Below are 9,374 nucleotides of genomic sequence, written 5' to 3' on the forward strand. Positions count from 1 at the left end.
ACGACCCGCATGGAGATTCCACTGGCCGCAGTCGGGGGCCAGGACGTCGTTGACGTCCACTTCGAATCCGCCGACCTTCGGCCCGGGATTGGACGCGGTGCTCACGACGCGCTGGTAGAGAACAGCGGCGGGGTGGACCTGATCACCGGACCAGGCTCGAGTTTGCCAGGCCCACCGGCGGCCAGGTGTGCTCGAAGACCCGATAACGCCATCGGCCGCGGCCCACTGGCAGACCCTGACGCCTCCGTAGACCCCCGTGCGCTGAACCCCAAGAACTGAGTTGATTCCGCGAAACCACGGCAGCGCGGTGTGAATCCAGGTGTTGCGGTTGATGTCCTCGTCGATGGTGAAGAAAATCGGCGCACTCTGGCCGCCGCCTGCCGCGGTGTGCAAACGCCAGGCGGTGCGCGCATCCGCGACGCCGCCCGCGTAGCCGCGCGTGAAGTCTGACGGTGTCGACCCACCCGGCTTGCCGTATTGGTAGTTACTGACAATCACCAAACCCGCGGCTGTCAGTGAGTCGGCGTAGGACCGAGTGATGGGTTTGGCGCCGAACGAGGAGCCGGGACGTGACAACGAGACGTAGTTGACCACCCCGCTATAGCCGGCAGCCCGGATCTGCTGCGCCGGAATCTGGTGTGCGGCAAAGTCGATCAGCTGAGGGGGAGCCGCGGCAGTCGCTGTCGCCATGCCGCAGGCTACCGATGCGGCACCCAGACCGGCCAACGCGGCGGCGTAGCGCAGCGCGTCGCGCCGGGAGACCGTGCGCAGTGGCACATCGGTGGCGGCAGAGGGCAAATTGCGCACGGCGCAAGGTTAAACATGTGACTGGTGTTACCGATAGACCTGCGCCAGCCGAAACGCGGTTGCATTCCCAAATAGATACCAAGTGGTGATCGTTCGGCTATGACCGCGAAAGGACATGCGGGAGAACGACCTAACCGACGGTCGCCCGCGCTGCGCGCTCGGCGATGAGCATGGTCGGCGCGTTGGTGTTGCCGGAAGTGATGGTGGGCATAGCCGAAGCATCGGCCGGTAAACATCCATATTGGTTTGGTGCATATCCCTCCCGCGACGCAGCAGGGAAGGTCTTTCGTCACGATGGCAACTTCACCGCGGCTCACCCTGCTCGCCGCGCAGTGCAGGAGCACGACTGTGCTGCGGCCGTTAAGGATCGTTACCGCAATCGTGATCTCGCGCTCGTATCTTCGGATATACGAGAAAGCCGAAGCTTCGACCGTCCAATAACGCCTATAGCGTCCCGGGGGCTGATATGACGACCGCAATCGCCGCGCACGACCCAGTCGACAATGACGTGGCCGACGGGCATGACGATCTCCTTTTGGCGGTCGCAAAAGTGAACGCAAATGGCTGTCCAAGAGACACCGTTCGCGTTGAATCGAAGCCGCGCCCGAGGCTCACGGAAGAAGAGATCGTGCGCGCGGCGATCACGGTGATTTTCGTGGCCCTCGTGACGGTGCTTGGCCTCGCCGCGGCCGCAATCTTGACAATGGGTTAGCCCGACGCAGCTTCGCGCCACCGTGGCAGCCCTCAGTCGGAGCTGGCGTGGATCCGGCTGAAGGCCGCGGTCGAGCGAAACGCTCTCAGCGCCATCCAGATCGAGTGTTCAACCCGCTAAGGAAACCAGCAGATCAAGCGGTTTCGCTTACTGGTAACGCTCCGCTGTGCGATAAACCCCGCCAAGGAACGACAGACCCTCGAAACCCAAGACAGAGTCGGCATAACGGTGGTTAGCTGATAGTCGATCAGCCACCCGAGGCTGGGCGTGTAAACGGCCGGGTACTGAGCTTAATCAAATGACGAGTATCGGCAACGCAAGGAGTTTTAAATGGCGGTCCGGGGCCTCAGGGCGCTCAGGAAAATCATGCAGACAACATTTGATCCAGAGCTCGTAGTCCCGAGAGACGTTAGAGTGACGGAATTTACGGACGATCATAGTTTGTCCCGGAGCGACCTTCTTCAGCATCCGCTCCCTGCCGGCTCTCTGATATGGAAATATTGGGGGCGTCTTGATGTTGCCTTTTTTGGTGGCGGAGTAGTGGGCACAATTGCGGGCGCATGGCCGCAGATGGCGAAAGCAACCGCCAATTCAGTACTTTTCACTGGTGACAGCTCCTTCGGCGCGCGCCGCAAGATATATAAAGAGCGGCGTCAGAGATCTCGTGAGTACATTTACGGTACGGTGTACGACGCACCTGAAGAAGCGATGAAATACGGACTGAAGACTCGGAATATGCACAAGGCCATCAAAGGGACCCTGCAGGATGGCACGTATCACGCTTTGAATGCGGAAACCTTTTATTTTGCGCATGTCACTTTCTTCTATCACTTATTGATCGTAATAACGGAGCAGCTGTATTTTGACGGGGCCATGCCGCGAGCCGTGAAGGAGCAAATATTCGAGGAATCCAAAGAGTGGTACAGCATGTTGGGAGTGGACGATAGCCCTCAGCCGGATACCTACGACGATTTCGAGCAGTACCTGGACAACATCGAGCGTAATCATCTGGTTAATACACAGGTAACTCAGGTCATGCTCGAACAATTTATCGAGCGACGCCCGGCGCCGCGGTGGTGGCCTCCGGTCCTGAAAAAGACAGTGTGGCCCTGGGTGGCGGCGCGGCGGCAAGTCGTTGTCAACAGTTTTCCACCCCATGTGCGGGAGCTGTTCAACTTAGAGTGGACCCCCGACGACGAGGAGATGTCGCGCCGCTTTATGTGGATGTATCGGCGGTTCTACGCAGTCGTCGAGCGTCTCGTCCCGCTGAAGTTTCTCTATTTGCCCATCGCGGTGGAAGGCTTCGAGAGGGAAGGGGTCGATCCACGCAACATCACCCTGGAGTCTGCGCAGCAAGCCCTCCGGGAAAGTCGCGCCCGCCGCGCCCCGCGAGAAAATTCACCAACCGATGAGACGAGCGGGGGGGTGCTTGCTTCCGGCTAATAAGGTTGCTGGGCCGTCGGTTTCACCCGGCCGCTCTGTCCGCCCGAGGATTGCCCACTAACCACTTTGAGATCCGGTTTCCGCACCACGGCACAGGTGCGTTTGAGATAGTCAATCGCTGCGTTGAGCCTGATTGGGATCATCGCAATACGCGCCGAGGCCGGCATTGCGCGATGGGCACAACCCGCCAACCCTGTGAGATCAACGTCCGCGCGCCATCCGACTGCGGGGTTTTTGAGTTGTCCGCACCAATTGATGGGAGGGCAGCCGGATCAACTCCAAGTCAGACGGTGTCGATGTCATGGCCAACGCATGCCGCAGGACACCGACACTGATGGCAACGTCCGAGAGTGGAGCCTTCTCCGATTACTGGTAACCCGCCGTATTCGATTCTGCCGTATACCGTTCGATACGGACTGTCGAGACGGTCGAGATATTTGCAGAGGAGAGGCGCTAATTGCCAGGCCCGGTATGGCTGAGTCGGCTCGGTTGTCGCGGCAAGGTTCCGTTGCCGCAATCTTTGCTGTCGGGTGAGATCGCAATGGCCTTAGCCCGCTAGATCCTCCGGGCTACCGCCTAGCTCGCGTAGTGCGTCGAGTGCCGCCGGGTTCTGCAGCGTGGAGGGCCGGGGCTTGCTGGTTGGGCGGGAGCGGTCGGCATGCAGCACGCGGCCCCACAATTCCTCGGCACTGACCTGGCGCTGCTCCTCGGCGCGCATGGCCCGTGCCAAGGCGTCGTCGACGCCGGCTTCGTCACGCGTATCCGCGCCAATACCCGTCGCTAGCTCGGCGCGTCGCCGCGCTTCAGCGAACACGTCTTCATCGAACCCCTTGCAGGCACAATCCGCAGGAGCGCACTCGCCAACGTTCTCGCCGCTGTCATCAGCCCAGTGGAAGCCCTGCGGATGGCCGCACAGGCACATGTGCTTCGAGGACAGCATGATGTCGAGAATCTTGGCGTCAGCCGCCCGCTGTTGCTGGCGGTACCGCTCCCAGGGGCTGCGTTTTGGCATCTGGCTAACTCTCATCGCGTTCATATCGCCCGGTGTCAGCGCACGATTGAACCTGGCGCTACACCGCCACGATCATCTTGGCTCATTAGTAGCCGGAACCGGTGGTGCCACGCTGCAACTGTTCAACGCGTTCTATCCGGTGACTGACCTTAATTACTAGTTTGTCGGCGTCTGGACCGGATCGCCGGCAGGAGGAATGACTTGCTCGATGACGACTCACACGCGCCGATCGTGCTTAGGCCATGCCCAGCGATTCCAACTGTTCCGGCGAGGTCGAGAATCGGGGCTGGAACCGTCGGCCAGGCAGCGCGACCATGCCCGCGACCGCCGCTACGTAGCAAAGACCAGCCACCACGGCGCAGGCTACTGCGAGGCCGGACAGGAATGAGTCCTGCGCGGCCGCGAGCAGGCCCGGATTGCGCGCCGCGATATTGAACGCGACCGGGACCGAATTGGCGGCCTCGGCGGCCTTCCCGGTTGCCGCGAAGGCGGTGTCGACGAGGCGGGCACCGAAAATCGACGAGAACACCGAGCCGACGACGGCGACACCCATCGTCGAGCCCAACTCGCGGGTGGCATCGTTGACCGCCGAGCCGACACCCGCCCGAGAGGGCGGAAGTACGAGCATGATGGATTCGGTTGCCGGAGTGGCGATTAGCCCCATCCCAAGGCCCATGAGCAGCATCTGTGGGACGATCAACGTCCAGTACGGCGCGTCAGTTTCGACGCTGCCGGCGATCCACGCCATCGCCGTGCCGAACGAGATGAGCCCGGTGACCACAACTGCGCGGGTGCCCACGCGGGTAGTGAGCTGCCCGCCGACCAGCGAGCCGACCGCAATCGACAGCGCGACCGGGAGGATTCGGGCCCCGGTTGAGAGCGGGCTGAACTCGCGGATCACCTGGAAGTACTGAGTGATGAGGAAGATGAATCCGGCCAGCGCGAAGAAGGTGACGGTAACTGCTCCGCTGGCGGCGCTGAATCGTCGATCCGTGAATAGCCGGACGTCGAGCATGGGGTGTTCGGCGGCGCGCTCCAGCGCCACAAATGTGAATGCCAGACCGAGGGCGATGGCGAACCCGATCAGAGTCGCGCTGCTGCGCCAGCCGCGTTCGGGGGCCTCGATCACTGTGTAGACCAGCACTCCGAGGACGGCTACCGACGTTGTTAGGCCGCGGATGTCCAGCCGGGGCACCGAAAGGTCGCGCGACTCGGGCACCAGAATGAACCCGAGTACTGCGGCAACAAGGGCGAGCGGCACCAGTGCCCAAAACACGCTCCCCCAGTAAAAGTGGTTGAGGAGTAGTCCGCCCGTGACCGGCCCTGCTGCGACGCCGACCCCGACGACCGCGCCCCACCCGCCGAGTGCGGCCGCGCGCTGGCGGCGGTCGGGGTAGGTGTTGGTGATAATCGACAGCGTCGTGGGGAAAATCAATGCGGCGAACGCTCCCATGCCGAAGCGCGCGGCGACCAGTGCGCCGGAGCTATCGACTAGGGCACCCACCGCGCTGGTGACCGCGAATCCGAGCAATCCGATCAGCAGGGCCGGCCGACGTCCGTAGCGATCCGAGAGACTTCCCGCGGCCAGCACCAGCGAGGCGAACGCTAGGTTGTAGCCGTCGACCACCCACTGCAGTCCGCGCGTATCAGCACCGAGTTCGGTCGCGATGCGGGGCAGCGCAACGTTGACGATCGTGACATCGAGGTTGATCGCGAGCACCGCCACATACACCGCGACCAGGATTCCCGCCTTGCGATGCATGACAGCCGCCTCCATTAGTTTGTCCCGGGGGGTTCGCCGGCAGGGGGCTGTGTGTGCCAGCGGCGGATCGCTGCCGCGAATTGCCCGGCGGCGTCGGATGGGACGAAGTGGCCAGCACCTTTGACGATGACGGTCTGGTGATCGGTAAAGGTCTGTTCCCACCGCCGCAGTTCGCTGTTTCCGAAAGCGAAGTCGGAGTCTCCCCAGATGATGAGCGTCGGGAGTGCCATGATGCCGCTCAAGCCCGCTTCAACGTCGGCGAGAAAGGCGCGGCTGGCGGTGATTTGGCGGGGAAACACAGCCGAGGCCTCCCGCCGCCCGGGACTGTCGAGGGCTTTTTGGTAGTGGGCCATTTGCTCGTCGGTGGGCTTAGTCAAGCGGTGCCCGACGGGGATCATGACGTTGACGAAGAGGTTGAGCTGGCGGATCAGCAGGCGCCCGATCGGGCTGCCCATCACATGGGACATGATCCGCACGAGCGGGGCGCCGACCGGCCATGCCCATGTGTTGGTCAGCACCAGCCGGTCGAAGGTTTCGGGACGATGTTGCACCGTGGCCAACCCAATCGGGCCGCCCCAGTCGTGAGCCACCAGTGTGACCCCGCTCAGCGCAAGTGCTTCGACGAACGCCCCGATCACCTGGGCGTGTTCGGCGGGCAGATAGCGGTATCCCGGCGCTGCCGCCGACAGCCCGAATCCGGGGTAGTCCACTGCGATGCAACGAAATTCCTTCCGCAGGGATTGGATGACCTTGCTGTAGTCGAACGACCAGGTCGGGTTGCCGTGCAGAAACAGCAGCGTGGGACCTGAGCCTTCATCGACGTAGTGGATGGTGTGCCCGTCGATGTCGGCGAAGCGGCTCTCAAAGGGGAACAACTCGTCATCGACCCAGGCGGGTCGCTCAGCGACGGTCACGACTAGCCCCTTCCCGTATGTACTTGATATAATCACGTTAACTTGAAAAGCTCAAGGAGCTAGCGTGAGTCGAAGCTACGGCCAGTACTGCGGACTGGCCCGAGCGCTCGATGTTGTGGGCGACCGGTGGAATCTGCTCATCGTCCGCCAACTCCTCATTGCTCCGGCCCGCTACCAGGCGCTACTTGATGGTCTTCCCGGCGTCGCCACCAATCTGCTCGCCGATCGGCTCCGCGATTTGGAAGCGGTCGGCGTGATCGAACGGCGGCTGGCCGAACACGGCAGGGCTATCACGTACGCCCTCACGACCTGGGGTGCCCAACTACGCGAGCCGATCGACGGCCTCATCCGCTGGTCCACGCCGCTCATGATCCGAGGGCCCGAAGGCGATACCTTCCACCCTGACGGGCTCCTGGTCGCGTTGCCCGCCCTGCTCAAGGGCAGAGCGGTTGCAGATCGGTCATCGACGGTCGGCATCACCGTGAACGGCGATACCGACCGTCGAGTTGTCCAGGTGCGGGCGACACCTTCAGGCATCGAAGTTACCCCGCAGGATGATCGAGAGCTCGACGCCGTTCTGAGCGCTGACGCGCCAATAATTCTCGGGCTGGCGGCAGGCGTGCTCGCACTCAACGACGTCCTCGGGCTCGTTGACATCCAAGGCGACGAAGATGCCGTGCGCGCCATTTTCGCCGCACCCGTGAACCCCTAAACGCTAAGCGCCCGAGGGTCTGCTTGTCGCCAGTTGCACCACCGATGATTAGCCAATTCGCTTATCGCCGAACGTATTTCGCCCATGTGCTGCCGACCTCCGCGGCGTGCTTCTGCGTGACTTGGTCGCTGTAGCCGACCATTTCGGCGACCAGGGGAGCGGGGATTTCAGAGACGAGTTCTTGTAGGGCGGTGTTGCGTGAACCGAGCAGGTTGACGCCGAGCGTTCGTAGCCGTTTCATGATGGCTTGCGGGTCGATGTGCCGTCCTGGTCGGATGCTGGGAAATAGCCATGGGGTACCGAGCGCTCCGCCTGCGGTACGCAGGTTCGGCCGGTTGTAGCGGTGATAGTTGAGTTGGGATGCGAACGGCTCGGGAACGGGGATCGGATCCTTGCCGAGCGCGATTCGGGTCTCGCCGTCGGTGTGGGTGATCGCGGTGCTCTGCAGGGCGGCGATTTTGGTCAGAGGCTGGGCGTAGAGCAGCAGCAGGACGCCGGCGACGCGGTAGGGAAGGCTTTCGGAATCGCCGGTGAGCAGTTCCTTGAGCCAGGCGAGCCGTTGTTCCTGGGTGATCGTCGGCGTGCTGTTGGCCTGTCGGAAGCCGATCTGTACCGCGACATTGATCTTGCTCTTCTTGGCCCAGATGAAGAAGGTGCGGATCGAATGGCGGGTGGTCGGCCCTGATCCGAGATATTCGTCGACGTCCTGCTGGGTGCAGTGATCGATGCCCCGGCCGTGGGTGCTCTCAAGCCAGGTGAGGAACTTGATGGTCTCGGTGATCTCTTGTTTCGCCGACCGTTTGGGGCCGTCAGTGGCCTGGCCGGGTTTGGACTCGCTGCGCAGGCGTCTGAGGTGGTGCCAGGTCGCGAACTGTTCGACGGGCGCGCGGACCGTTGGTGAGTCGATGGCGTCGAGTTTGGCCGCGAGCCAGACTTCGAAGCGTGCCAGGTGTTCGTCGCGTTCGGGGAGCAGTCCGTGGTGTTGCAGAATGCTGCGCAGATGATCGACGTGGCGCCCGGATCCCGCTGCGGTTAGGCCGTCGTGGGTGAGTGGTATTGCGCCTGAGGCTATTCCGCCGAGAAGCTCGAGCACTTGAACGTTGCGTTTCCAGGTCAGTATGCTTTCGGGTCGGTCCACGCCACAGAGCACTTCGATGAGTGTCTGCATAGCCGCGGGGTCGACGGCGGGTTGGTGCAGAAGAATCTTGCAGAGGTCGTCGCGCAGGGCGCATCGGGCACATTTGCCGCGGCGGTAGATTTCCCCTTCTTGTCTGCAGGTTTTGCAGGTGAAGTTGCCGGCGATTCCGGCGCAGGTCAAGCAAATTGGGCGCGGGTCGCTGCGGTTTAGTCGGCCAGGCAGGACGCCGTCATGTCCGCAGTTGGGGCAGATGCCGTGAGTGCGCATCGCAGCGTAAAAGCAGCTATGGCAAAGCTGATCGCCCGGCCAGTAGGCCCGCAGCGTGTTCACCATGCGATGGCAGCGGCTGCATTGGAAAGCACCGCCGGTGACTCGCGGTCGTCCACGTGTGGTGGAGCGGGGCGTGGGATTAATCGGTGCCATCGGTGATGATCCGCGCTCGCCGTGGCCGCACTGATTTGTTGAGTTCGACGACGTTGGGCGGCGGAGTCGTGCCGGAGGCGGTCTTCTTTTTGCGGACGTCGGTGGCGGTCACCGTCACGAGATCGTTCACGCCACAGTCCAGGATGTCACACAGTGCTGCCATCAGCTGCAGGGAAATACGTTCGGGGCGTTGATGAACGACACGGTAGACCTGTGGGCGGGAGAGGTGTATTCCGCGCTCAGCGAGCCGGGGGATGAGGTCGGTGCTGTTGTGCATGCCGTGGGCCGCCATCAACTCAGCAAGGCGCCAACTGTAGTCGACTTCGCGTCTCATGATGTTTCCTCTCCGAGCGAGAGCGCATCTTTGATGGTCCTGTCGAGGACCCGGCGTACCGTGCGGGTTCGAAAATCACTGGAGACGCCGGTGTAAAGCGATGTGGTACTGGCGTAG

At 62.4% G+C, this 9,374-nt stretch carries 9 protein-coding genes; 3 read left to right on the top strand and 6 right to left on the bottom strand.

Going from position 1 to position 9,374, the window contains the following annotated elements; translation table 11 throughout:
- Nucleotides 1-807, bottom strand: an 807-nt coding sequence (locus JF781_RS26680; protein ID WP_225330523.1) for a DUF1906 domain-containing protein, incomplete at its 3' end; no start/stop codon positions are given.
- A gap of 466 nt (nucleotides 808-1,273) precedes the next feature.
- Between JF781_RS26680 and JF781_RS26690 the strand changes: the two genes are divergently transcribed.
- Nucleotides 1,274-1,519 (top strand): hypothetical protein, encoded by a 246-nt coding sequence (locus JF781_RS26690; RefSeq protein ID WP_225330522.1) that lies wholly within the window; start codon nucleotides 1,274-1,276, stop codon nucleotides 1,517-1,519.
- A 330-nt stretch (nucleotides 1,520-1,849) separates the two neighbouring features.
- Nucleotides 1,850-2,962 (top strand): oxygenase MpaB family protein, encoded by a 1,113-nt coding sequence (locus JF781_RS26695; RefSeq protein WP_225330521.1) that lies wholly within the window; start codon nucleotides 1,850-1,852, stop codon nucleotides 2,960-2,962.
- A 547-nt stretch (nucleotides 2,963-3,509) separates the two neighbouring features.
- Here JF781_RS26695 and JF781_RS26700 read toward each other — a convergent pair.
- The 3 genes from JF781_RS26700 to JF781_RS26710 all read right to left on the bottom strand — a co-directional run bounded on the left by JF781_RS26700 (nucleotide 3,510) and on the right by JF781_RS26710 (nucleotide 6,650).
- Nucleotides 3,510-3,974, bottom strand: coding sequence for a hypothetical protein (locus JF781_RS26700; RefSeq protein WP_225330520.1), 465 nt, complete (start codon nucleotides 3,972-3,974; stop codon nucleotides 3,510-3,512).
- Nucleotides 3,975-4,209: 235 nt separating this feature from the next.
- Entirely contained in the window at nucleotides 4,210-5,751 is a 1,542-nt protein-coding gene (locus tag JF781_RS26705) for an MFS transporter (RefSeq protein WP_374109794.1), read from the bottom strand.
- Entirely contained in the window at nucleotides 5,751-6,650 is a 900-nt protein-coding gene (locus JF781_RS26710; RefSeq protein WP_225330518.1) for an alpha/beta fold hydrolase, read from the bottom strand. Before JF781_RS26710 ends, JF781_RS26705 begins: the two co-directional genes overlap by 1 nt.
- Before the next feature lie 115 nt (nucleotides 6,651-6,765).
- Between JF781_RS26710 and JF781_RS26715 the strand changes: the two genes are divergently transcribed.
- The gene (locus tag JF781_RS26715; RefSeq protein ID WP_308011606.1) at nucleotides 6,766-7,362 is read left to right on the top strand and encodes a helix-turn-helix domain-containing protein; all 597 of its coding nucleotides are present in this window, start codon (nucleotides 6,766-6,768) and stop codon (nucleotides 7,360-7,362) included.
- 61 nt (nucleotides 7,363-7,423) lie between these two features.
- On the opposite strand, the gene JF781_RS26720 is transcribed toward JF781_RS26715, so the two are convergent.
- Together JF781_RS26720 and JF781_RS26725 are read right to left on the bottom strand one after the other, a co-directional pair.
- On the bottom strand, nucleotides 7,424-8,833 hold the full coding sequence (locus JF781_RS26720) for a hypothetical protein (RefSeq protein ID WP_225330516.1): 1,410 nt from the start codon (nucleotides 8,831-8,833) through the stop codon (nucleotides 7,424-7,426).
- A gap of 76 nt (nucleotides 8,834-8,909) precedes the next feature.
- The gene (locus JF781_RS26725) at nucleotides 8,910-9,257 is read right to left on the bottom strand and encodes a helix-turn-helix transcriptional regulator (RefSeq protein ID WP_225330515.1); all 348 of its coding nucleotides are present in this window, start codon (nucleotides 9,255-9,257) and stop codon (nucleotides 8,910-8,912) included.
- Between the last annotated feature and the right edge of the window lie 117 nt (nucleotides 9,258-9,374).

The organism is Mycobacterium sp. WUMAC-067, from assembly GCF_020217485.1.
Classification (GTDB): domain Bacteria; phylum Actinomycetota; class Actinomycetes; order Mycobacteriales; family Mycobacteriaceae; genus Mycobacterium.